Origin of the sequence: uncultured Roseobacter sp., from assembly GCF_947493125.1 — a bacterium.
Taxonomy (GTDB): Bacteria; Pseudomonadota; Alphaproteobacteria; order Rhodobacterales; family Rhodobacteraceae; genus Roseobacter.
In genome coordinates, this window is the sequence record NZ_CANLQB010000007.1 from 47717 (window position 1) to 70542 (window position 22826).

The 22826-nt window shown below is 64.1% G+C and carries 21 protein-coding genes; 10 read left to right on the forward strand and 11 right to left on the reverse strand.

Annotation, left to right across the window (positions count from 1 at the left end):
* Nucleotides 1–8: 8 nt before the first annotated feature.
* The 5 genes from Q1A71_RS15715 to Q1A71_RS15735 form a co-directional block, all read right to left on the reverse strand.
* Nucleotides 9–1157: an ABC transporter substrate-binding protein gene (locus Q1A71_RS15715; RefSeq protein WP_299678279.1), complete on the reverse strand. Its 1149-nt coding sequence runs from the start codon at nucleotides 1155–1157 to the stop codon at nucleotides 9–11.
* A 261-nt stretch (nucleotides 1158–1418) separates the two neighbouring features.
* Nucleotides 1419–1886, reverse strand: coding sequence for a hypothetical protein (locus tag Q1A71_RS15720; RefSeq protein WP_299678281.1), 468 nt, complete (start codon nucleotides 1884–1886; stop codon nucleotides 1419–1421).
* A gap of 75 nt (nucleotides 1887–1961) precedes the next feature.
* Nucleotides 1962–2819 carry a delta-class carbonic anhydrase gene (locus Q1A71_RS15725; protein WP_299678283.1) on the reverse strand — a complete coding sequence of 286 codons (858 nt, stop codon included), beginning with the start codon at nucleotides 2817–2819 and terminating at the stop codon, nucleotides 1962–1964.
* A 145-nt stretch (nucleotides 2820–2964) separates the two neighbouring features.
* Entirely contained in the window at nucleotides 2965–4023 is a 1059-nt protein-coding gene (ugpC, locus tag Q1A71_RS15730) for a sn-glycerol-3-phosphate ABC transporter ATP-binding protein UgpC (RefSeq protein WP_299678286.1), read from the reverse strand.
* Between the two features lie 4 nt (nucleotides 4024–4027).
* Nucleotides 4028–4819 (reverse strand): IclR family transcriptional regulator, encoded by a 792-nt coding sequence (locus Q1A71_RS15735; protein ID WP_299678289.1) that lies wholly within the window; start codon nucleotides 4817–4819, stop codon nucleotides 4028–4030.
* A gap of 265 nt (nucleotides 4820–5084) precedes the next feature.
* Between Q1A71_RS15735 and Q1A71_RS15740 the strand changes: the two genes are divergently transcribed.
* The 10 genes from Q1A71_RS15740 (at nucleotide 5085) to Q1A71_RS15785 (ending at nucleotide 15823) form a co-directional block, all read left to right on the forward strand.
* Entirely contained in the window at nucleotides 5085–6320 is a 1236-nt protein-coding gene (locus Q1A71_RS15740) for an ABC transporter substrate-binding protein (protein ID WP_299679121.1), read from the forward strand.
* 147 nt (nucleotides 6321–6467) lie between these two features.
* Complete coding sequence (locus tag Q1A71_RS15745; protein ID WP_299678292.1) at nucleotides 6468–7394, forward strand: sugar ABC transporter permease; 927 nt, start codon at nucleotides 6468–6470, stop codon at nucleotides 7392–7394.
* 64 nt (nucleotides 7395–7458) lie between these two features.
* Nucleotides 7459–7827: an MmcQ/YjbR family DNA-binding protein gene (locus Q1A71_RS15750; RefSeq protein WP_299678295.1), complete on the forward strand. Its 369-nt coding sequence runs from the start codon at nucleotides 7459–7461 to the stop codon at nucleotides 7825–7827.
* A gap of 1 nt (nucleotide 7828) precedes the next feature.
* Nucleotides 7829–8677, forward strand: coding sequence for a carbohydrate ABC transporter permease (locus Q1A71_RS15755; RefSeq protein WP_299678298.1), 849 nt, complete (start codon nucleotides 7829–7831; stop codon nucleotides 8675–8677).
* Nucleotides 8674–10758: an alpha-galactosidase gene (locus Q1A71_RS15760; protein WP_299678301.1), complete on the forward strand. Its 2085-nt coding sequence runs from the start codon at nucleotides 8674–8676 to the stop codon at nucleotides 10756–10758. Before Q1A71_RS15755 ends, Q1A71_RS15760 begins: the two co-directional genes overlap by 4 nt.
* A 31-nt stretch (nucleotides 10759–10789) precedes the next feature.
* A complete protein-coding gene (locus Q1A71_RS15765) occupies nucleotides 10790–11560 on the forward strand; it encodes an SDR family oxidoreductase (protein ID WP_299678304.1) in 771 nt (256 codons plus the stop codon).
* A 3-nt stretch (nucleotides 11561–11563) separates the two neighbouring features.
* Nucleotides 11564–12469 (forward strand): 2-dehydro-3-deoxygalactonokinase, encoded by a 906-nt coding sequence (locus Q1A71_RS15770; RefSeq protein ID WP_299678307.1) that lies wholly within the window; start codon nucleotides 11564–11566, stop codon nucleotides 12467–12469.
* Complete coding sequence (locus Q1A71_RS15775) at nucleotides 12466–13071, forward strand: 2-dehydro-3-deoxy-6-phosphogalactonate aldolase (RefSeq protein WP_299678310.1); 606 nt, start codon at nucleotides 12466–12468, stop codon at nucleotides 13069–13071. Before Q1A71_RS15770 ends, Q1A71_RS15775 begins: the two co-directional genes overlap by 4 nt.
* Nucleotides 13068–13928 carry an SMP-30/gluconolactonase/LRE family protein gene (locus Q1A71_RS15780; protein ID WP_299678313.1) on the forward strand — a complete coding sequence of 287 codons (861 nt, stop codon included), beginning with the start codon at nucleotides 13068–13070 and terminating at the stop codon, nucleotides 13926–13928. The genes Q1A71_RS15775 and Q1A71_RS15780 overlap by 4 nt, the downstream gene beginning before the upstream one ends.
* Complete coding sequence (locus Q1A71_RS15785) at nucleotides 13925–15823, forward strand: beta-galactosidase (protein WP_299678316.1); 1899 nt, start codon at nucleotides 13925–13927, stop codon at nucleotides 15821–15823. The genes Q1A71_RS15780 and Q1A71_RS15785 overlap by 4 nt, the downstream gene beginning before the upstream one ends.
* Nucleotides 15824–15832: 9 nt before the next feature.
* Here the strand turns inward: Q1A71_RS15785 and Q1A71_RS15790 are convergent, their stop codons facing one another.
* The 6 genes from Q1A71_RS15790 to xylF form a co-directional block, all read right to left on the reverse strand.
* Nucleotides 15833–16762, reverse strand: coding sequence for an ROK family protein (locus tag Q1A71_RS15790; protein ID WP_299678319.1), 930 nt, complete (start codon nucleotides 16760–16762; stop codon nucleotides 15833–15835).
* Nucleotides 16763–16774: 12 nt separating this feature from the next.
* Nucleotides 16775–18079, reverse strand: a complete 1305-nt coding sequence (xylA, locus tag Q1A71_RS15795) for a xylose isomerase (RefSeq protein ID WP_299678322.1) — start codon at nucleotides 18077–18079, stop codon at nucleotides 16775–16777.
* Nucleotides 18076–19515: a xylulokinase gene (xylB, locus tag Q1A71_RS15800; protein ID WP_299678325.1), complete on the reverse strand. Its 1440-nt coding sequence runs from the start codon at nucleotides 19513–19515 to the stop codon at nucleotides 18076–18078. The genes xylA and xylB overlap by 4 nt, the downstream gene beginning before the upstream one ends.
* 3 nt (nucleotides 19516–19518) lie before the next feature.
* The gene (locus Q1A71_RS15805; RefSeq protein WP_299678328.1) at nucleotides 19519–20265 is read right to left on the reverse strand and encodes an ATP-binding cassette domain-containing protein; all 747 of its coding nucleotides are present in this window, start codon (nucleotides 20263–20265) and stop codon (nucleotides 19519–19521) included.
* Nucleotides 20265–21554: a sugar ABC transporter permease gene (locus Q1A71_RS15810; RefSeq protein ID WP_299678331.1), complete on the reverse strand. Its 1290-nt coding sequence runs from the start codon at nucleotides 21552–21554 to the stop codon at nucleotides 20265–20267. Before Q1A71_RS15810 ends, Q1A71_RS15805 begins: the two co-directional genes overlap by 1 nt.
* 101 nt (nucleotides 21555–21655) lie before the next feature.
* Nucleotides 21656–22696 carry a D-xylose ABC transporter substrate-binding protein gene (xylF, locus tag Q1A71_RS15815; RefSeq protein ID WP_299678334.1) on the reverse strand — a complete coding sequence of 347 codons (1041 nt, stop codon included), beginning with the start codon at nucleotides 22694–22696 and terminating at the stop codon, nucleotides 21656–21658.
* Nucleotides 22697–22826 lie beyond the last annotated feature (130 nt).

A 22826-nucleotide genomic window follows, 5' to 3' on the forward strand; every position in this document is an offset into this window, starting at 1 on the left:
CGGTCAGATCAGTAGCTGCACTCGGCGGCGTAGGCGTCCACATGGTCTTCAAGGCTGGCGCCGATGATCTTGTTGGTGAAGACATCGCCCTCCTTGATGACCTCGCGCACGTAGTAGTCCTGCACCGGGTGCTGATTGGTGCCGAACTTGAAGTCGCCACGCACCGAGTCGAATTCGGCAGCTGCGAGGGCCGTGCGGAAGGCGTCGGCGTCTTTGACGTCGGCTGTCTCCATCGCGCTGAGGATCAGGTTCGCCGCGTCATAGCCCTGGCTCGCGTAGAGCGAGGGGAGACGTCCGTATTCGGCCTGGAAGGCCTCGACAAAGGTCGCGTTCGCGGGCACGTCGAGGTCCTTGTTCCACTGGCTGGTGTTCTTCACGCCAAGCGCTGCTTCGCCGACCGCTTGCAGGATGCCCTGGTCAAAGCTGAAGGCGGGGCCAACGACGGGGATGTCGACGCCCGAGCCTGCGTATTGCTTGAGGAAGGAGATGCCCATGCCGCCGGGCAGGAAGAAGAAGACAGAGTCGGCGCCCGAGGCGCGGATCTGCGCGATCTCGGCGGCGTAGTCGGTCTGGCCGAGCTTGGTGTAGATCTCACCGGCAAGCTCGCCGCCATAGGTGCGCTTGTAGCCGGTCAGCGCGTCCTGCCCCGCCGGATAGTTGGGGGCGAGGATGAAGCTGTTGGTGTAGCCTGCGTCATTGGCATAGGCGCCCGCGGCTTCGTGCAGGTTGTCGTTCTGCCAGGCGACGTTGAAATAGAGCGGGTGGCAGCCCTTGCCCGCAAGCTGGCTGGGGCCCGCATTGGGCGAGATGTAGAACTTGCCCTGTGCGGTGGCGGCGGGGATCACGGCCATGGCGAGGTTGGAGAAGATGATGCCGGTCATGATGTCCACCTTGTCGGACTGGATCATCTTGTCGGCCAGCTGCACGGCGATCTCGGGCTTGCGCTGGTCATCCTCAACCACCACTTCGAGGTTCTCGTTGCCCGCCATCTTGGTCGCGAGCAGGAAGCCATCACGCACGTCGATGCCGAGGCCCGCGCCGCCGCCCGACAGGGTGGTGATCATGCCAACCTTGACGGTGCCGCCATGCCCGTCGGCGAGCCCGGCGCTGGCCAGCGCCGTCAGACCCGCTGCGAGGATCAGTGATTTGAGATACATGTATACTCTCCCGGTTATGCAGGGCCTCTTGGCGTGCCCTCTTGAATATCGATGCGGCCCGACTGTGGAACACCTCGGGCGGATTTGTCCATCGGGCAGATGTAAAGACGCCCATAAATCAGGGCCGGACCGCCCGCCACCTTGCAGAAGGCTAGGCTGGCTCCGGATTTATTTCAAGAACAAATATTTCAACCTTGAAGTATATTTTGGCACGGCGGACCGTTCCGCCTCGAAAATGCACGTATCCCGGGTGAGGGTTTGTCAGATGTGAAACACCCAGGTGTCCTCCGGCGCGCCCTTGGCGATGCCGTGAAGATAGCGCACATGCATGTCGAAGTGCTCAGCGACCACACCGATATAGGCGTCGCGAGCGTAGGGCCGACTGCCTTTCTTGTAGGGAATCAGCGTCTGTGCGGGGACCTGCGCCGCCGCCGCCAACACCGTTCCCTGTGCGGTTTGCAGCCGTGGAAGGAGCGCCTCAACCCCGGCTTCGGCATGGGCGCGCTGTGCGTTTCGGTTGATCACCTTGTAAGTGCCGGACAGCACTTCGGGCGTCTGTCCGGAGGCAAAGGCCGTGAGCGTGTCGGCATAGTAAGCGTGCCAGAAGGCCATGTGCCGGAGGTCATGATCGCGCACGCGCTCGGGCAGCGCGGGGTCCTGCACGGCTGTGAGGTAGGCGTCAAAGCTTGCGGCCAGGCGCGGCAGAGGGTCGGGACGCGGTGCGGCCATTGGAGCTCCGTGCTCATGTGTCACCGCATCAGCAGGTCCCGGCCCTTTTGGGCCGGACCGCGCGGCGGCAGGCCCCTAGCCGCCCGTCTGGGTGATCGGTGCGAGCAGCGCGGGGTTGGTCACAAGGTTGCGCACGCCATGGGCGCCGGTCTCGTCAAAGGCGTTGTCAGCCAGCCAGGCCTCGACCGAGCTGATGGAGACCTTGGCCACATCGGGCCGCACGCTCCAGGTGACTTGCAGCGGCGAGCCGGCGGTGTTGAAGCTGGGGCCCGTGGTGGAGCCCGGATAGAGGATCGGCGTGCCGGTGTCTGTGGGGATCGCAGGGGCCTGGTGCAGGCCGTCGACCACCTCATGGGCCGTCAGTGCGGTGAAATCGAGCGCACTGTCGTCATTGACCAGCACGAAGACCTGCGCTTCGACGCGCAGCTGCGGGTTGGCGATGGCCTCGCTGAGACAGGAGCCGAGGGTCGGGCCGGGCTGCACCTGCGCGGTGGTATGGACGTAGTGGACCTCGATGGTGTCGCCGGGCTGCAGATCGCCGTATTTGGTCGGGCCAACGGTGGTCTCATAGGGCGCCAGTTCCGCCTCGGTCAGGGTGCCGTCATAGCGAAAGCCGGTGCCCGCGCCCTCGCCGTCTCCGTTGCCGGCGTAGGTGGTGAACTGGCCGCCGCGGTGTTCGGCGTTTTCATGAAAGTGGATGTTACAGAGGTTCATCTCGGTATGTGCGGGCGCGGTGGCGAAAACCCGGTCGTTCTCGCCCTCCAGCGTGCTGAGATCGCGCGGCGATTGCGGACCGAACCCTGCGTCTTTCGTGGCCTCCGCCAAGGCCGCGCGTTGGGCGGCAATGTCCGCATCGGTGGCTGTCGCCGCACCCAGAGATGAGGCAGCCGTGATGGCAGAGACGGACAGAGCAAGGGTCAGCGCAGATTTCATGAAGTTCCTCCCGTGGGGTTGAGGGCCGTGTGGCCTGTTCAACCTTTGATATAGGCTTCGACGGGAGGGAGAGTAGATCGCGGCTGTGCAAAACCCGACGCCCCCGCGCAAAATGTGAGCCGGGGCGTCGAAAGCTGTGCAGCGATCAGCGGATGCGCTCTTCCGTCTTGGCGTCGAAGACGTAGACGCGGCGGGTCTCGAAGGTGATGTCGACCGTGTCGCCTTCATTGGCGCGCTCGTCACCGCGTTCTTCAACGATGATGCGCTCGCCGGTGGGCGTATCGAGGTGCAGGTAGCTGACACCGCCCAAGGCTTCCGAGAGCTCCGCCTTCAAGGCGCCCTGCCCCATCTGGACTTCGATATGTTCGGGCCGGATGCCGAGGATCACAGAGGTGCCCGCAGCGGGCAAGCTTGCCTCGACCGCGACGGTGCGCCCGAGGCCGGGGACCTCGACACCGCCCTCGACCACGGTGCCATTCAGGAAATTCATTGCGGGCGAGCCGATGAAACCGGCCACGAACTTGTTGTCCGGGTCGCGGTAGAGCTCCAGCGGCGCGCCCACCTGCTCGATATTCCCAAGGCGCAGCACCACGATCTTGTCGGCGAGCGTCATCGCCTCGACCTGGTCGTGGGTCACATAGATCATCGTCGCACCGATTTCCTTGTGCAGACGGGCGATCTCGACCCGCATCTCGACGCGCAGCTCGGCATCGAGGTTCGAGAGCGGCTCGTCAAAGAGAAACACCTCGGGCCCGCGCACGATGGCGCGACCGATGGCGACGCGCTGGCGCTGACCGCCCGACAAGGCTTTGGGTTTGCGGGCGAGGAACTGGTCGAGCTTGAGGATGTCGGAGGCCTTCTGCACCTTCTCCTTGATCTCGGCCTTGGGCACGCCGTTCATCTTGAGGCCAAAGCCCATGTTCTCTTCCACGCTCATATGCGGGTAAAGCGCGTAGGTCTGGAACACCATGGCGACGCCCCGCTCGGAGGGATCCATGTGGGTCACGTCACGCGGGCCGATGGCGATCTTGCCGTCGCTGGTCTCCTCGAGCCCCGCGATCATGCGCAAGAGCGTGGACTTGCCGCAGCCCGAGGGGCCGACGAAGACGCAGAACTCGCCGTCCTCGATCTGCAGATCGATCCCGTGGATCACCTGCACATCGCCGTAGCGTTTGATGGCCTGGTTCAGTGTCACGCCTGTCATGGTCTTAGGTCCCCGTGTGTTGAAGGTGGGTGTCTGGAAAGCGCCAGGTCTGTGCTTCCTGCGCGATGGCGTCTGCCGTGCGCGCAAGGCGCGGGGCCCAGCTTTCCAGTTGCTTGAGATCTGTGGCCTGCAGCGCGCCGGTGATCGACATCGCGCCCAGCACGCGGCCGGTGCCGGTGAGAATCGGATGCGCGATGCAGATGATGCCGGGCTCGTGCTCTTCGCGGTCGAAGGCATAGCCGCGGGTGCGGATCGCCGCGAGCTCGGCACAGAGCGCCTCGGGCGTCGTATACGTGTGCTCGGTGAAGCGGTGAAAGCTTTGCTGCGCGATCACGCGGGCCAGATGCTCCTCGGGCAGGAAGGCGAGCATCGCCTTGCCGACGCCGGTGCAATAGGCGGGGCCGACCTTGCCTGCGTCCGAGAACATCTCGACCGGCTGCGCGGCGTTGCGCTTGTCGACATAGAGCACCTGAGCGTTGTCGAGCTGTGCGAGGTGCACGGTCTGCCCGGTCTCGGCGCTGAGCTGGTCGAGGAAGGGGCGCGCAATAGGCGCGAGCGAGCTCTGCGTCCAGGCGGCATGGGCTAGCCGCACGAGCCGCACGCCCAGCGCATAGGTTTGACGGTCCGGGTCGTATTCCAACATGCCCTGCGACGTGAGCGTCTGTAGGAAGCGATAGAGCGTCGCCTTGGGAAATTTGCTCTCGGCGAGCAGCGTCGCAAAGCGCACCGGCTGGCCATATGCGGCCACCTGATCCAGAACATCCAGCGCTTTGCCAACCGTGCCGTCACCGGACATGGCCCACTCCTCCCGTGATGCGCGAACCGCCTGCGTTTCGGAAAATCTATTGCAAACCAGTGGCTTGCGCGCTTTTCCGCCTCCTTGCAGGCTGCGCTGTGTCCTCCATCGCATTAAGAACACTGTTGACAGGCTAAGCAGATTGCGCTGTAGTTTTCAATATATAAAACTTGGTTTCAAATAATGGAACATCATTATTGGGAGCCAGGGAGGACATACACGCACGTACCTGAGGGAGGACACCATGCGTTTCACCACCAAGACAATGCTCATGGCATTGGCGGGCTCCACCATGCTGGCCGGCGCTGCGACGGCCGAGCTGACCGGGGATCTCAAGATTTTCCTCGACACATCGAACCCGGCGCCGCGCGCGACCATGGAAGCGATGATCGCGGATTTCGGCGAGCTGCACCCGGATCTGAACATCGAAACCACAGTGATCGACCGCGAGGCCTACAAGACGCAGATCCGCAACTTCCTGACGGCGGATGCGCCCGATGTGGCCACCTGGTATGCGGCGAACCGGATGACACCTTATGTTTCAGCCGGCCTCTTTGAAGATGTTTCCGACCTCTGGGCGGAGCCCGAGATTGCCGAAAACCTCGCCTCGACCAAGGGGGCGATGACGATCGACGGCAAGCAGTGGGGCGTGCCCTACACCTACTATCAGTGGGGCATCTACTACCGGAAGGACATCTACGAGGAGCTGGGGCTGAACGAGCCGGCGACCTTCGAGGAAATGAAGTCCAACTGCCAGGCGATCCTCGATTCCGGGCGCAAGTGCTACACCATCGGCACCAAGTTCCTCTGGACCGCGGGCGGCTGGTTCGACTACCTGAACATGCGCACGCATGGATTTGATTTCCATATGGAATTGGCCAATGGGGATGTGAAGTGGACCGACGATCGCGTCAAACAGACCTTCGCCAACTGGCGCGAGCTGATTGATATGGGCGCCTTTGTCGACAACCACCAGAACTACAGCTGGCAGGAATCGCTGCCGTTCATCGTGAACGGCGAGGCCGCCGCGATCCTGAAAGGCAACTTTGCCGTGGCCCCACTGCGCGAAGCGGGTCTGGATGACAGCAAGCTGGACTTCTACCAGTTCCCGGCGATCACCGAAGGCGTGGCGCTGGCCGAAGATGCGCCGACCGATACGTTCCACATCCCGGCCAATGCCTCGAACAAGGAAAACGCCAAGGAATTCCTGCGCTTTGTCGTCTCGGCCAACGTGCAGACCGAGATCAACAACGGCGAGAACCTGGGCCAGCTGCCTGTAAACGCCGGCTCCTCCGTGGATGATGACAAGTTCCTGAATGAAGGCTTTACCATGCTGTCCGAGAACAGCCCCGGCGGTGTGGCGCAGTTCTTCGACCGCGACTTCCCCGCCGAGATGGCCGCTGAAGCCATGCAGGGCCTGCAGGAATTCATGGTCTTCCCGGACAACCTCGACGACATCCTGGCTCGCCTCGATAAGGTGCAGGAACGCGTCTACCAATAACAAGACCTGGCCGGGCGGCTCCCAAACGCCCGGCCCTTTCCCTGGACCGCGACACATCCGCCAGCATGATCCGTCATTCTGCCGAATGCGCCGCAAGAGCCGTATCGCAGACCAGACCCTGCGCCGTACCACAGAGGAGACGCGTCGATGACAAACGCCCCAGCTGTCCCTGTTACCAGTGCGCCGCAGCGCGGCTGGTACAAGCGCAACGAGATTGCGGTCACGCCCTGGCTGTTTCTGGCGCCCGCGATTCTGTTCTTTGCCTTCTACGTGATCTGGCCGATCTACCAGTCGATTGCGATCTCTTTCTACGACTGGGACGGGCTGGGCGAGGCGCGCTTTGTGGGCATGGCGAATTACGTCGAGCTGATGGATGACAGTGCCTTTGAGGTATCGCTGTGGAACAATCTCAAGTGGTTGTTGTTTTACCTGCTGGCGATTCCAGGCGGGCTGTTCATCGCGCTGTTTCTCAATCAGACCGTCACGGGCATTCGCATCTACAAGTCGCTGTTTTTCTTTCCCTTTGTTCTGTCTCAGGTGGTTGTGGGTCTCGTGTTTTCCTGGTTCTACCTGCCCAATGAAGGGTTGTTGAACGGCATCCTGGGCCTTGTGGGTCTGGGGCCGATCAACGTGCTGGGCGACCCGACCATGGCCACCTATGGTATTATTGCCGCCGGGCTTTGGCCGCAGACGGCCTATTGCATGATCCTCTATCTCACGGGTCTCAACGCGGTGGACCCCGAACAGATCGAAGCCGGGCGGCTCGATGGGGCCAAGGGCTGGAAGATGCTGTGGTACATCATCATCCCACAGCTGAAGCCCGCGACCTTCATTGCCTTCGTGGTGACGATCATCGGCGCGCTGCGGTCCTTTGACCTGATTTCCATCATGACCAACGGCGGGCCGTTCGGGCAGACCCGGGTGCTGTCGTTCTACATGTTCGAAAAGGCGCTGTCGGAATACGGGTTCCGCATGGGCTATGGTGCGGCCATCGCGGTGGTGCTCTTCCTGATCATGCTGGTCTTCATTGCGTACTTCCTTTGGTCAATGTGGGCCGAGGAGAAGGGCCGATGAGCGGGGTGCAGCGTCAGGACGCCTCCGGCGGGAGTATTTGTCGAAGAATGAAGAGCGCGCGCGCATGACCCGGCCTGAGTTCGATGACCTCTGTGCCGTGCATCCCGGGGCTGTGCTCTCGGGGCCCGGCGAGCTCGACGCCTGGAAGGTGGGCGGCAAGATGTTCGCCTGTTTCGGGCATACAGATCAGCGCGCGACCAATGACGATCATGTGGTGGTGCGCTGTGCCGATACGGAGATGGCGCGCATGCTGATCGAGAGCGGGGCGGCCGGGAAGCCCGCCTATTTCCGGGGCGCCTGGGTGCGGCTGGACCTGCCCGCGCTGGACCCGGAGGAGGCGCGGCACCGCGTTGCCGTCTCCTACACAACCATTCGCAGTGGCCTGACCAAGAAGGCGCAGGCCGCATTGCCCCCCCTGCCGGAGGAGTGCTGAGATGTTTCCGACACCCATTGAAAAAACCCCGCGCTCCTGGCAGCTGACCTATCAGTCACTGTTGCCCGTCGCTCTGATCATGTGGTTGTTGCCGCTCATTGCGGTGGCCGTCTTCTCGATCAAGCCGGCGGTGGATTTCACACAAGGCAACTACTGGGGGATGCCCTCGTCGTTCGAGATGTTCAACAACTACGGGCAGGTGTTCTTCAACTCCGATATGCCGCGGTACATGCTGAATTCGGTGCTGATCACGGTGCCGACGGTGATCGGGGCTGTGGCGCTGTCGTGTCTGGCGGGCTTTGCGCTGGGGATCTACAAGTTCAAGTCGAACATTTGGGTGTTCTTCATGTTCGTGGCGGGCAATTTTGTGCCCTTTCAGATCCTGATGGTGCCGGTGCGGGACCTGACGCTCGACATGGGGCTGTACAACACCAAGACGGGCCTCGTGCTCTTTCACATCGCGTTCCAGACCGGGTTCTGCACACTCTTCATGCGCAATTTCATCCGCGCGCTGCCCATCGAACTGGTGGAAGCCGCGCGCGTCGAAGGCATCGCCGAGTGGAAGATCTTCTGGTACGTGGTCATCCCGCTGATGAAGCCCGCAATTGCGGCGCTTTCCGTGCTGATCTTCACCTTCATCTGGAACGATTACTTCTGGGCCGTGGTGTTGACCCAAGGCCCCGAAAGCCAGCCGGTCACCGCCGGGATCACCAGCTTCAACGCGCAGTTCCGCGCCGCCTATCACCTGATGAGTGCGGGCTCAATTGTGGCCGCCCTGCCGCCGGTGCTGATGTTCTTCCTGATGCAGAAACACTTCATCGCCGGTCTGACCCTGGGGGCCGTAAAGTGACAACCCACTGGCGTCTGGACGATGATCGCCAGACCATGGTTCTCGCCTCCACAGGCGGACGCTGCCCCCAGGTGATCTACTGGGGGCCGCCGCTGCCTGAGGGAGAGGATCTGGCGCAACTGGCAGCGGCGGTGACGCTGGACGTCACCGGCGGTATGCTGGATGAGAACCCGGATCTGTCGATCTGCCCGGAAGCCTCGCGCACCTTTCCCGGCCAACCCGGTCTGATCGTGCGCGACAGCGACGGCGCGCCGCTGCTGCCCGCCTTCAAGTTGCGGGAGGTGGTGGAGGCCGGGCAGCACCTGACCGTGATTTGCGAGGATGCCCGGAACCGGCTGACCTATACGGCGGAGTTTGTGTTGGACCCGGACACCCATGTGATTGCGCTGTCGGCACGGGTGACTTCTGACCGGCCGCTGCACCTGCACTGGCTGGCCGCGCCCGTGCTGCCCGCACCGCAACAGTCGGATGAGATGATCGACGTGGCGGGGCGCTGGTGTGGCGAGTTCCAGCTCAACCGCACCGCCTGGTCGCCCGGCATCCGCTATCGCGAGAACCGCACCGGGCGCACAGGACATGAGCATTTCCCGGGGCTGATCGTGCCCTGCCGGGGCGCGACCAATGCCAGCGGCGAGGCCTTCGCCTTTCATTATGGCTGGTCCGGCGGACACCGGATGATCGCCGAAGAGCTGCCCGACGGGCGGCGGCAGATCCAGTTCGGACATGCCGCCCGGATGGAGACGGCGCCCAGCACCGAGTTTCGCACAGCGCCGCTTTATGCGGTCTATTCCTCGGATGGGTTCAACGGCTGCGCGGTGTCGTTCCAGCGCCATCTGCGCGACCGCATCGTGACCTGGACCAAGCCGGGCCGCCCGCGCCCGGTGCATTACAACTGCTGGGAGGCGGTCTATTTCGCCCATGACTTGCCGGTGCTGAAAGACATCGCGACCCGCGCCGCCGCTCTGGGGGCGGAGCGCTTCGTCTTGGATGACGGTTGGTTCGGACAGCGCGACGACGACACCTCCTCCCTCTCGGATTGGGAAGTGGACCCGCGCAAGTACCCCGATGGTCTGGGGCCGCTCATTGATCATGTGCATGGCGCGGGCATGGCCTTCGGCATCTGGTTCGAGCCGGAGATGATCAACCCCGACAGCAACATTCACCGCGCGCATCCCGACTGGGCGCTGGGGTCCGAGGACCAGATCCTGGGGCGGCAGCAGAAGGCGCTGAACATGGGGCTCGCCGAGGTGCGCGAGTTCCTTTATGAGCGCATCTCAGCGTTGCTGCGCGCCCATCCGATTGATTACATCAAATGGGACCACAACCGTGTGCTGCCTGCGCCGGATGCGGCGCAGACACGTGGGTCTTATGCGCTGATCGACCGGCTGCGCAAGGACTTCCCGGATGTGGAGATCGAAAGCTGTGCCTCGGGTGGCGGGCGCATCGACTTCGGCATTCTCAGTCGCACCCAGCGGGTCTGGCTTTCGGACAGCAACGACGCGCTGGAACGGCTGCACATGCAGCACAACGCCGCCCTCTTCCTGCCTGCCGCCGTGACCGGCAGCCATGTGGGGCCGCGCAAGTGCCATACATCTGGGCGAGTGCTGGATATCTCATTCCGCGCCTGGGTGGCGGCCCAGCGGCACATGGGGTTCGAGATGGACCCCCGCGAGTTGACCGACCGCGAGGCTGCGGTGCTGCGCGATGTGACAAGCTGGTGGAAGGAAAATCGCGACTGGATGTATGGCGCCGATATCCTGCGGCTCGATGCCACGGACCCCTCGGTCATCGCCGAGCAGCAGATGACGCGCGAGGGCGACCGCTTCGTCATCTTTGCAGGCAAGTCGGGCACCTCGCGCCAGATCGCGCCGCGCCCGCTGCGGCTCACGCGGCTGGACCCGGAGGCGCGGTATGAGATCAGCCTGCGCAACCGCGCCGATGCGACGCAGCTGTCGCGCGGCAGCCCAGCGCTGAAAAAGGGCTCGCTCACGCTCACGGGCACGGCACTGATGCACAATGGGATCGCCCTGCCCTGGAGCTATCCCGAAACCCTATGGGTGCTGGAAGGAAAACGACTATGATCTTTTCGCACGCGACTGAAGAGGTACGCTCATGACCAAGACAGCCACATTCCACGACCTCGACGGCGCGTCGATCTACATCACTGGCGGCGGGTCCGGCATTGGCGCGGACCTGACCGACGGGTTCCTGGCCCAGGGCGCGAAGGTCGCTTTCATCGGGCGGTCGGACGCCAGCGCCTTTGTCGACGAGATGGAGGAGAAACACGGGGTGCGCCCGCTGTTCTTTCAAGGCGACATCACCGACACGGACGGCCTGCAGCGGAGCATTGCCGAGGCGGCAGAGGCCCATGGCCCGATCCATGCGCTGGTCTCGAATGCGGCGAATGACAAGCGGCACAGCTGGAAGGATGTGACCCCCGAGGAGTGGGATTTCCTGCTGGCAGTGAACCTCAAGGCGTATTTCTTTGCCGCGCAAGCCGTGGCGCCAGCGATGCAGGACCGTGGCGCGGGATCGATCATCAACTTCAGCTCGATCAGCTATATGATGGGGAATGCGGGCTACCCGGCCTATACGGCAGCGAATGGGGGTATCACCGCCATGACCCGCAGCCTTGCGCGCGAGTTGGGACCAGATGGCATCCGCGTGAACGCGCTGGCGCCGGGCTGGGTGCTGACCGAAAAGCAGCTCGACAAATGGGCGACACCCGAGGGGCTGGCGGCGCATCTGGAGCGGCAGTGCCTGAAGACGCATCTGGCGCCGCAGGATATCGTGGATGCGGTGCTGTTTCTCGCCTCGAACACCAGCAAGATGATGACGGGGCAGTGCATGGTCGTCGACGGCGGCGTCGTGACAACGGGATAGGCGATGGCTGAGCGCGTGACACCGGACTGGATCGCTGTGGATTGGGGCACCACCAATCTGCGCGCCTTTGCGATGCAGGGTGCGACGGTACTGGCGCGCGCGCAGTCTGACGATGGCATGGGCAAGCTGGCGGTGGCCGAGTTCGAGCCGGCGCTGCTGGCGCTGATCGGTGCGTGGCTGGAGAGCGGACCGGTGCCGGTGATCGCCTGCGGCATGGTGGGCTCGCGCCAGGGCTGGGTCGAGGCGCCCTATCGTCCGGTGCCCTGCATGCCTCTGGCTGAAACGCTGACACCGGCACCGACCACCGGCCCCTTGGATGTGCGCGTCGTCTCCGGCCTGTCACAGGCCAGCCCGGCGGATGTGATGCGCGGGGAAGAGACGCAGGTGGCGGGTTTCCTCGCGCTCAACCCCGGCTGGGACGGGGTTCTCTGCATGCCCGGCACCCATACGAAATGGGTGCATCTGAGCGCCGGTGAGGTTGTCAGCTTTCAGACCTTCATGAGCGGCGAGCTCTTTGCTCTGATCAGTGGGCAGTCTGTGCTGCGGCATTCGCTGGGACAGGACGGCTGGGACGCAGAGGCCTTCGCTGCCGCCGTGAGCGATGCGATGTCCAAGCCCGAGGCGATGGCCGCGCGGCTCTTTGGCCTGCGGGCGGGTCATCTGTTGAACGGTATTCAGGCGCCAGAGACACGCGCCGCGCTCTCCGGGCTGCTGATCGGCGCGGAGCTGGCGGCGGCACGGCCCTATTGGCTGGGCCAGAATGTGGCCCTCCTCGGCATGGGTGATCAGGCACGCGCCTATCAGGACGCGCTGCGCCCGCAAGGGGTCGAAGCCATGCTGGTTGACACCGAAAAAGCAACCCTGGCCGGGCTCACGGCCGCATATCGAAACGCGAAGGCTCTGACATGACCCTGCCCATCATCGCCATTCTCCGCGGGATCACCCCGGCGGAGGCGCCCGCCGTCTGTGAGGCGCTGATCGCCGCTGGCATCACGCAGATCGAGGTGCCGCTGAACTCTCCCGACCCGCTGGAGAGCATCGGCGCGCTGGCGCGCCGCTTTGGCGATCAGGCATTGATCGGCGCGGGCACTGTGCTGACCGTGGCGGAGGTGAACGCGGTGGCAGAGGCCGGCGGCAGGCTGATCGTCTCACCCAATTGCAGCACCGCCGTGATCGCAGCCACCAAGGCGCTGGATCTGCAGAGCTGGCCCGGTGTCTTCACACCGTCGGAGGCGTTCACGGCGCTGCAAGCGGGCGCGGATGGGCTGAAGCTCTTCCCCGGTGCGATGGCGGGCACGGTCGGACTGGCGGCGATGCGCCCTATCCTGCCGGACGGCACGCTGGTCTATGCGGTGGGCGGCGCGGGGCCGGAGAACTTTGGTGAGTGGATCGCGGCCAGTGCAGACGGGTTCGGCATCGGCTCCGCGCTCTACAAGCCCGACATGAGTGTGGCGGATCTGGCCGAGCGCGCCCGAGCCATCGTTGCCGCCTACAAACAGGCGGTCGGATGAGCGCAGAGGTCTTCGACGACCGGCGTTGCATCCTGGGGGAAGGCCCGCTCTGGCACCCGGAGCGGGAACAGCTCTTCTGGTTCGACATCATGCGGCATCGGCTTCTGAGCCGGGATGCCACCGGCCCGTTGGAATGGCGGTTCGGTGAGCCCGTTTCGGCGGCCGGATGGGTGGATACAGAGACGCTGCTCATTGCCTCAGCCTCGGCGCTGTGGCGGTTCGATGTGCGGGATAGCAGCAAAACGCAGCTTTGCAGGTTGGAGCAGGACAATGCGGTGACGCGTTCGAACGATGGGCGCGCGGATCCCTGGGGCGGGTTCTGGATCGGCACCATGGGGCGGACTGCAGAAAGCGGCGCCGGAGCGATCTATCGGTTCTATCAGGGCAGGTTGCAGAGGCTTTTCAGCGAGATCACCATCTCCAACGCCATCTGCTTCGCGCCGGACCGCAGCTGCGCCTATTTCACCGACACCACGACAAAGCGGGTGATGCGCGTGGCCCTCGACCGAAACGGCTGGCCCGAGGGCGACCCGGCGGTGTTTCTCGACCTCACCCCCGACGGTTTGAATCCCGACGGCGCCGTGGTCGACAAGAGCGGTGCTGTGTGGATCGCGCAATGGGGCGCGGCCCGTGTGACCGCCTATTCCGGCGAAGGCACCTTCCTGCGGGCGGTCGCCCTTCCGGCCCGGCATACCACCTGCCCGGCCTTCGGGGGCCCGGGTTTCCGCACGCTCTTTGTGACCAGCGCACGGCAAGGCTTGTCTGCCGCGGTGGCGCATGATCAAAGCCCGCATGGTCAGACTTTCGCGATATCTGGTGTCGCGGAGGGGCTGCCGGAGCCGAGGGTGATCTTATGAACCGCGCGTTGGGTGTGTGCTATTATCCCGAACACTGGCCCGAGGAGATGTGGGCGCGGGATGCCGCCGAGATGGTCGAAGCGGGCATCTCCTGGGTGCGGATCGGCGAATTTGCCTGGAGCCGGATCGAGCCGGAGCCGGGTGATTTCAGGTTTGACTGGCTGGACCGGGCGATTGCGGTGCTGAGCGGCGCGGGGCTGAAGATCATCCTCGGCACACCGACCTGCACTCCGCCGCGCTGGATGCTGGAGCGGTTTCCCGACATGCTGGCGGTCGATGCGCAGGGGCACGTGCGCGGGTTCGGCTCGCGGCGGCATTATTGCTTCAGCCACGCAGGCTACCGCGCGGCCAGCGGCAAGATCGCCGAGGTGCTGGGCGACCGCTACGGGCGTGATGCACGCATCCACGCCTGGCAGATCGACAATGAATACGGATGTCACGACACCATCCTGTCCTATTCTGAGGCGGCGCGGGACGCTTTTCGCGCCTGGCTTGTGCAGCGCTATCAAAGCATCGACGCGCTGAACGATGCCTGGGGCAATGTCTTCTGGTCGATGGAATATCGCAGCTTCGACAAGATCGGCCTGCCGAACCTGACCGTAACCCAGCCGAACCCGAGCCATGAGCTGGCCTTCCGGCGGTTTTCCTCGGATCAGGTGGTGGCCTATCACGAGGTGCAGGTCGCGGCGCTGCGGGCACGGACGGAGGCACCGCTCATCCACAACTACATGGGGCGGGTGCTGGAGTTCGACCATTTTGACGTCGGCGCCTCGATTGATATCGCGAGTTGGGACAGCTATCCAATCGGCTTTCTCTCGGACCGGCTGGAGGGCAGTGCCGAGCACAAGGCGCGCTATCTGCAGCAGGGCGATCCGGATATGCAGGCGTTTCATCACGACCTTTACCGCGCCGTCGGTAAGGACGGGCGCTGGTGGGTGATGGAGCAGCAGCCCGGCCCGGTGAACTGGGCCCCGCACAACCCTGCACCCCTGCCCGGCATGGTGCGGCTGTGGAGCTGGGAGGCCTTCGCCCATGGCGCCGAAGTGGTCAGCTATTTCCGCTGGCGGCAAGCGCCCTTTGCGCAGGAGCAGATGCATGCCGGGCTGAAGCGGCCGGACAATGCGCCCGCACCGGGGCTGGAAGAGGCCGCGCAAGTGGGGCGCGAGATTGCGGATATGCCGCAGATCGCGCTGCAACAGGCGCCGGTTGCGCTGGTCTTCGATTACCCGTCCGAATGGGCCTGGGCGACGCTGCCGCAGGGGGATGGGTTCAGCTATTTCCGTCTTATGCTGGACGCCTATCGTGCGCTGCGCCGGTGCGGGTTTTCCATCGATATCGTGCCGTCAAACACGACAGATCTCTCTGCCTATGCGCTGGTGCTGGCACCGGGGTTGGCAGCGATGCCCGAGGCGCTGCAGCAGGCGCTGGGACAGACCGTGGCACTGGTCGGCCCGCGCAGCAACGCTGTCACCGATGAGCTGCGGATCCCGACACCGATGGGGCCAGACCTGCCGGGTCTCGATGTCACGGCAGCCCGTGTCGAAAGCCTGCCACCGCATGTGCAACGTCCAGTGCTGGGCGGCGGCGCGGTGCAGCATTGGATCGAGGATCTGGATGGCAGCGCGGACACGCTGATCGAAGCCGAGACTGGCCAGGCCGTGCTCAAGGGTGATGGCCCGATGCACTACCTCGGCGCCTGGCCCGACGCCGAGCTCTGGGAGCGGATCGTGCATGGTCTTGCGAAAGAGGCAGGACTCGCGGCGCAAAACCTGCCCGAAGGCCTGCGTCTGCGCGACACGCGCACCCATCGCTTTGCGTTTAACTATGGGCCGGAGCCTGTTGATTTTCAGGGAAAAACCATCATGCCTGCCGATGTCGCCTGGTGGGGCATCTAAGCCTGCGCGTTACGCCTGCGCCTTGGCATAGGCGAGACAGCCGAGCAGCGCCGCCTCATCCTGTGTGATCACCGAAACCGCCACGGGCGGCAGCTTTGATTTCACCGTTGGTTGGCCGCTCAGCACCTCTTTGAACAGCGCCCGTGCGGGGCTGGAAAGCAGGCCACGCACAACCGAGCCCGCAAGAAAGATGCCGCCCGACGGCATGTAGAGCAGCCGCAGGTCATGAATGAAGGCGCCCAGCATGCGGGCGTAGGTCTCGACCGACGCCCGTGCGTTATCGTCGCCCTGATTGGCGGCATCGATCACCTCGCGCGCATCGATCTTGGCCGCACCGGTTGCCGCGGCGTGCAATTCGGCGAGACCGGGCCCGCGCACCGCATCCTCGGCGCAGCGGACCCATGGCGTGGACGATCCCACGTAGGCATGCAGGTGGTCGGCCACACGGGTCGGGAGACTGCCGAGACCCGCCTCCGCGCGCAGACAGACCGTCTGGTCTCCAACCCGCAGGACCGGGCTGACGTTGAAGCCGGTGCCCGCCCCGATGACCAGCCGCTGGTCATCTTCCAGTACGGGCGCTTCAACGACCACCTCCGTGCCATCCGGGCCAAGGCTGTCCAGCGCATAGCCCAGGGCGCTGAGGTCATTCAGCAGCCCGACGCGCTGCGCACCGTGACGGCCGGAGAGCTGACCGGCATCGAAGGACCAGCCGCGATTTGTCAGCCGGGCTGTCTGGGCTGTCACCGGACCGGCGACTGCCACCGTGAGCGCTTCCAGTGTGTGCACCTGCGCGTGGGCGAGATACGCCTCAAGCGCCGCGTCGAAATCGGCGTAATCGTCGTTCTGATAGCGTCGCGTCAGCGCGCCTTGGATGACGCCCTCGCGCGCGCAGGCAAAGCGGACGTTTGTGCCTCCAACATCTGCGAGGATCAGTGCCATGGTCTCGTGTCCTCAGACAAATCGGCTGACGTAATTCTCCAGGATCTCCTGCTGACCGGAGCGCGGCTGCGGGTCAATGCCGCCGCCTGCGACCTGCGCCTCGATCTGATCCAGCGTCGCGGAGGTCAGCCAGGAGTGCCCCTGCGCCGCATCCCATCCCGCATAGCGGGCATCACGCGCCGCTTCAAGGCCGCCATCTTCGAGCATGGCGGCTGCAGCTTTGAGGCCACGGGCGCAGATGTCCATCGCGCCTACATGCGCAGCGATCAGGTCTTTGGGGTCGAGGCTCTGGCGGCGCAGTTTGGCATCGAAGTTGGTGCCGCCGGTGGTGAATCCGCCCGCCTTGAGCACTTCGTAGTAGGCCAGCGCCACCTCGGGCACGTTGTTGGGGAACTGGTCGGTGTCCCAGCCGGATTGGTAGTCGTTGCGGTTCATGTCGATGGAGCCGAAAATGCCGAGAGCGGAGGCCATGGCCAGCTCGTGCTCGAAGCTGTGGCCGGCGAGGATCGCATGACCCTGTTCGATATTCATTTGCACCTCCGTCTCTAGCCCGAACTCCTTGAGGAAGCTATAGACTGTCGCGACGTCGTAGTCGTATTGATGCTTGGTTGGCTCCTGCGGCTTGGGCTCGATCAGGATCGCGCCCTTGAAGCCGATCTTGTGCTTGTAGTCGACCACCATCTGCAAAAAGCGCCCCGCCTGCGCGCGCTCGCGTTTCAGGTCGGTGTTGAGCAGCGTCTCATAGCCCTCGCGCCCGCCCCAGAGCACGTAGTTTTCACCGCCGAGCTTGTGCGTGGCGTCGATGCAGTTCTTCACCGTGGCGGCAGACCAGGCAAAGACCTCCGGGTCGGGGTTGGTGGCCGCCCCGGACATGAAGCGACGGTGCGAGAAGAGGTTCGCGGTGCCCCAGAGCAGCTTGGTGCCCTGGCCCTGCATCTTCTCACCAATATAGTCGATGATCTCCTCAAAATTGCGCTTGCTCTCGGCAAATGTCGCGCCCTCGGGGCGGATGTCAGCATCGTGCCAGCAATAGAAGGGCTGGCCAAGAATGGCGAACATCTCGAAGGCCACATCGGCCTTGAGCCGCGCCAGATCCATTGTGTCGCCGAACCACGGGCGCTCGAACGTTTGCCCGCCGAAGGGGTCACCGCCGGGCCAGGCAAAGCTGTGCCACCAAGCCACGGCGAAGCGCAGATGGTCTTCCATGCGCTTGCCCGCGACCACCTCGTCGGCGTTGTAGTTGCGGTAGGCCAGGTCATCCGCAGGCGCGTCGGGAGTGTAGGTGACGGGCGAGATGCCAGCGAAGAAGTCGGTCATAGGGTCTCCTTGAGGGCCGCGTAGACGGCCCGGTATTGCGCGTGTTTGTCGAGGAACGCGGATGTGAGTGTGGTGTCCGGCTCGATGGTGCGGGCCGTGGCAGGCGGTGTGGCGATCTCGGCGCCGGCGCCAGTTGCAGCCATCTGGCCCAGCCGGGCCGCGCCAAAGGCGCCGCCGAAATCGCCCGCCTCAGGCAGGTCGATGGGCATCTCAAGCAGCGTCGCGAGGGCCTGAAGCCAGTAGTCGGATTTGCTGCCGCCGCCCACGGCGACCAGCGTATCGATCTGCGTCCCCGTACTGCGCAGCGCATCCAGACTGTCGCGGAAGGCAAAGCTGACCCCTTCCAGCACCGCACGTGTCCCGGCAATGCGATCTGTGGCGTGGCCAAGACCCAGAAAAGCGCCGCGCGCCGCCGCATCATTGTGCGGGGTGCGCTCGCCACCCAAGTAAGGCAGGAACAGCGTCTCACCCGGCGCTTGTAGCGGCCCGAGACCTGCCGTCAGGCTGCCTGCATCCGATTGCACGAGGCTTGCGTACCAGTTCAGCGCATCGGTGCAGGCGAGGATCACGCCCATCTGGTGCCAAGTATCAGGCAGCGCGTGGCAGAAGGTGTGCACGGCGGAGGGCGCGTCCGGCTGATAGGCGGCGCTGGCGGCAAAGAGCACGCCGGAGGTGCCGAGCGACAGGAAGGCCTGGCCCGGTTTTACAACCCCCATACCCACGGCGGAGGCGGCATTGTCCCCGGCTCCACCGGCCACCACAACGTCCTTGGGCAGGCCCCAACGATCCGCGAGCGCATCGCGCAGCTGGCCCGAGGGCGCGGCGCCTTCCACGAGGCGCGGCATGTGGGTGCGGGTCAGGCCTGAGGCGCCGAGCAGCGCGTCCGACCAGTCGCGCGCGCCGGTGTCGAGCCAACTGGTGCCCGCAGCATCCGACATCTCGGAGACAGCCTCACCCGTGAGCCAAAGCCGCAGATAATCCTTTGGCAGCAGGATCTTGGCGGTCTTCTCCCAGATCTCGGGTTCGTTCACGCGGACCCAGTCGACCTTCGGCGCGGTGAATCCCGGAAAGACGATGTTGCCGGTGATCGCGCGCCACTGCGGGTCGGCGTCGAAGGCGGCGGCCTCCGCGTGGCTGCGCGTGTCGTTCCACAGCATGCAGGGCCGCAGCACATCACCCGCCGCGTCGAGCAAGGTCGCCCCGTGCATCTGCCCGCTGAGGCCAATACCGCGCACGGCGTCCAGCGGGTGCTGCTCGGCCAGAGCGGTCATCGCATCCTCGGTTGCGGCCAGCCAATCCGCCGGGTTCTGCTCCGACCAGCCGCTGTGAGGCCGCTGCATCGTCAGAGGCGCAGTTGCCTCCGCTACCAGCGCCTGATTGTCGTCGATCAGAACAGCCTTGAGGCCCGAGGTCCCAAGATCGAGGCCCAGATACATCGCTTAAGCCGCCTGATCCGGTTTCTTGCCCATGATGATCATGCTGAGGATATCATCCTCGGTCACGTCTTCCACGCGCTCGGTGCCGATGAGCCGCCCGTTTTTCATGACGGACACACGGTCGCACAGCTCCAGCATCTCACGGGTGTCATGGCTGATCAGGAAGATGCCGAGGCCCTGTTTCTTCAGCTCCTGAATGAGATCAGCGACCATCTGGGTTTCATGCACACCCAAGGCCGCTGTCGGCTCGTCCATGATCAGGATCTTGGCGTTGAAATAGACCGCGCGGGCAATGGCGACCGACTGGCGTTGACCGCCCGAGAGCGCGCTCACCGGCTCCTTGATCTTGCGGAAGTTGGGGTTGAGCCGCGCCATGATCTTGCGTGTCTCCGCCTCCATCCGGTCATCGTCGACAAAGCCCATCCAGTTGGTCAGCTCCCGCCCGAGAAAAAGGTTCGACGCCGCATCCAGATTGTCGGCCAGGGCAAGGGTCTGGTAGATCGTCTCGATGTTGTAGCGCCGCGCGTCGCGCGGACTGGTGATGGTGACCCTCTGCCCTTCTACATAGATCTCGCCGCTGTCGGCCTTGTAGGCGCCCGAGAGGATCTTGATCAGCGTGGATTTCCCGGCGCCATTGTGGCCCAGCAACCCCACAACCTCACCGGGGTTCACGTGGATGGAGACCCCATCCACCGCCCGCACGCCGCCGAAGGCGATCGAGATGTCGCGCATTTCGCAAAGAGGTGTCATCAGCGGCCTCCTGTCTTTTTACGGTAGATCGTGTCGATCAGGACAGCGGCCACCAGCACGGTGCCCACCACGATGTTCTGCAAGGGCGCGTCCACGCCGACCATGGCCATGCCCGATTGCAGCGATTGCATGATCAATGCGCCAAGGATGGCGCCATAGATGGTGCCGATGCCGCCGGCCAGCGCTGTGCCGCCAATCACGGCAGCCGCGATCACGCGCAGCTCGTCCAGCGTGCCGATGTCGTTGGAGTGGTTGGTCAGCCGGGCCGAGGCCACCACCGCCGACAGCGCACAGAGCGCGCCCATGATGGCAAAGACCTTCACAGTCAGCATGCGCGTATTGATGCCCGACAGCTCTGCCGCATCGGGGTTGCCGCCGGTGGCGAAGATATAGCGCCCCAGACGCGTGCGCTGAGCGACGAGCGTCATCACCACCGCCACCGCGATGAGCAGCAGCACGGAGATGGGCAGCCCGTAGGCAGCGGTGAAGCCTTCGGGCATGACCTCGCCCCGCGCCTCGAACATCCGCTCCAACCGGCGCGACGGGATCTCATAGGCGTTCAGGATGCCGATGAACCCGAGGATGCCTGCGGTGATGATGCCGCCGATGGTGACCTCGGCCCAGACGGGCTTCACCGGGAAATCATGCGCCAGCTTGGCGCGGCGGGCCGACCACATGGCATAAATTGCCCAGGCAACGGCCGCGAGGCCGAGCACCCAGCTCCAGGTTTCGCCCAGCGTGCCATTGATGCCGCCAAACCTCATGAAAGTCGGGTCGAGCGGGCCGATGGTCTGGCCACTGGTCTGATACCAGGCGACATTGCGCCAGACGAGCAGACCACCCAGTGTCACGATGAAGGCCGGAATGGTCAGATAGCCCACCAGCCAGCCCTGAAAGGCGCCGATCAGCGTGCCCAGCAGCAGCCCGGCGGCAATGGCGATCCAGGGGATCATCGAGTGCCCGAGACCCAGGCCGAAGAGGTCCGGCAGGTAGCGTGCCTGCAGCATGGCCATGAAGGCCGAACAGGTTGCCAGCAACGCACCCACGGCCAGATCGATATGACGGGTGACAATCACAAACACCATGCCGGTGGCCATGATCGCCACGCTCACTGTCTGGATCGTCAGGTTGAAGATGTTGCGGGGGGTCAGAAAACGCCCGTCGGTCATCACGTTGAAGACAATACAGATGAGCAGAAACGCGCCGATCATGCCCAGCAAACGGGTGTCGAGCTCCAGCGCCTGAAAGGCTGTGCGTTTCTTGGTCTGCGGGGCGGACACGTCAGTCATGGAAACTGCTCCTGCACAACGACAAGGGGAAAGGTGCGCCAAGGCGCCTCTGGCGGATGGCCCCCCGGACACACCGGGAGGCCGCTTTCATGTGAAAGAAGTCAGTTACAGGGCGCCGGGCCGTTCGACACACCCTGGCAGAGCGCGTCTTTCTCGATCCAGCCTGCATCCACCACGGTCGACAGGTTGTCCGCTGTGATCGGAACCGGTGTCAGGAAGCGCGCGGTCATGGTCGTGCCGCCGGGCGATGTCCATTCCTGCGCGTCTGCCACATCTGCCATGGCGGTGCCGCCTGCGAGAGCCACCGCGATTTCAGCAGCTGCCTTGCCGAGGTCCCGCGCGTCTTTCCAGACAGAAACGGTCTGCGTGCCCAGAGCCACGCGGTTCAGCGCCGCATGGTCACCGTCCTGACCGGAGACAGGGATGCCCTCCATGCCTTGCGCTGCCAGAGCCGCAACCACACCACCGGCGGTGCCGTCGTTGGAGGCCACAACCGCGTCGACGTTGTTGTCATTGGCGGTCAGGATCTGCTCCATGTTGCGCTGTGCGTTCGCGGGCAGCCAGCCATCGGTGTAAGCCTCTGCCACAATGTTGATCTTTCCTGCATCAATGGCGTCCTGCAGCACTTCCTGCTGACCGCCGCGGAGGAAGTCTGCGTTCGGGTCGGTGGGGGAGCCCTTGATCATGACGTAGTTGCCTTCGGGCAGGGCATCAAAGACCGCGCGCGCCTGCATCCGGCCCACTTCGATGTTGTCGAAGGTCAGGTAAAAGGCGCGAGGATCTTCGATCAGACGGTCATAGCCCACAACCGGGATGCCTTCGTCCGCGGCAGCCTGAACCGCCGGGCCAATCGCCGCACTGTCCTGCGCAAGGATGATCAGAGCATCGACGCCCTGCGCGATCAGGCTCTCCACGTCGGACAGCTGCTTGGCCGAGGAACTCTGCGCGTCGGCTGAAACATATTCCGCCCCCGCAGCATCCAGCGCTGCCTTGATGGCCGCCTCGTCGGTTTTCCAACGCTCTTCCTGGAAGTTGGACCAGCTGACGCCAACGGTCAGGCCTTCCGCGAAGGCCGCAGGCACAAAGGCCACCGAGCTCAGCGCTGTCGACACTGCGGCAGCCAGGAATGTTCTCTTCTTCATCATATCCTCCCAAAGGACAGTTCTGTTGACTGTTCATGCCCAGTTTTTGAACTGGCATGCGCAAAAGGATTGACTGTTTTAATTCAGCTGTCAAAATAAATTTATGTGTTTTGAGCCAAAAATCTGGGCA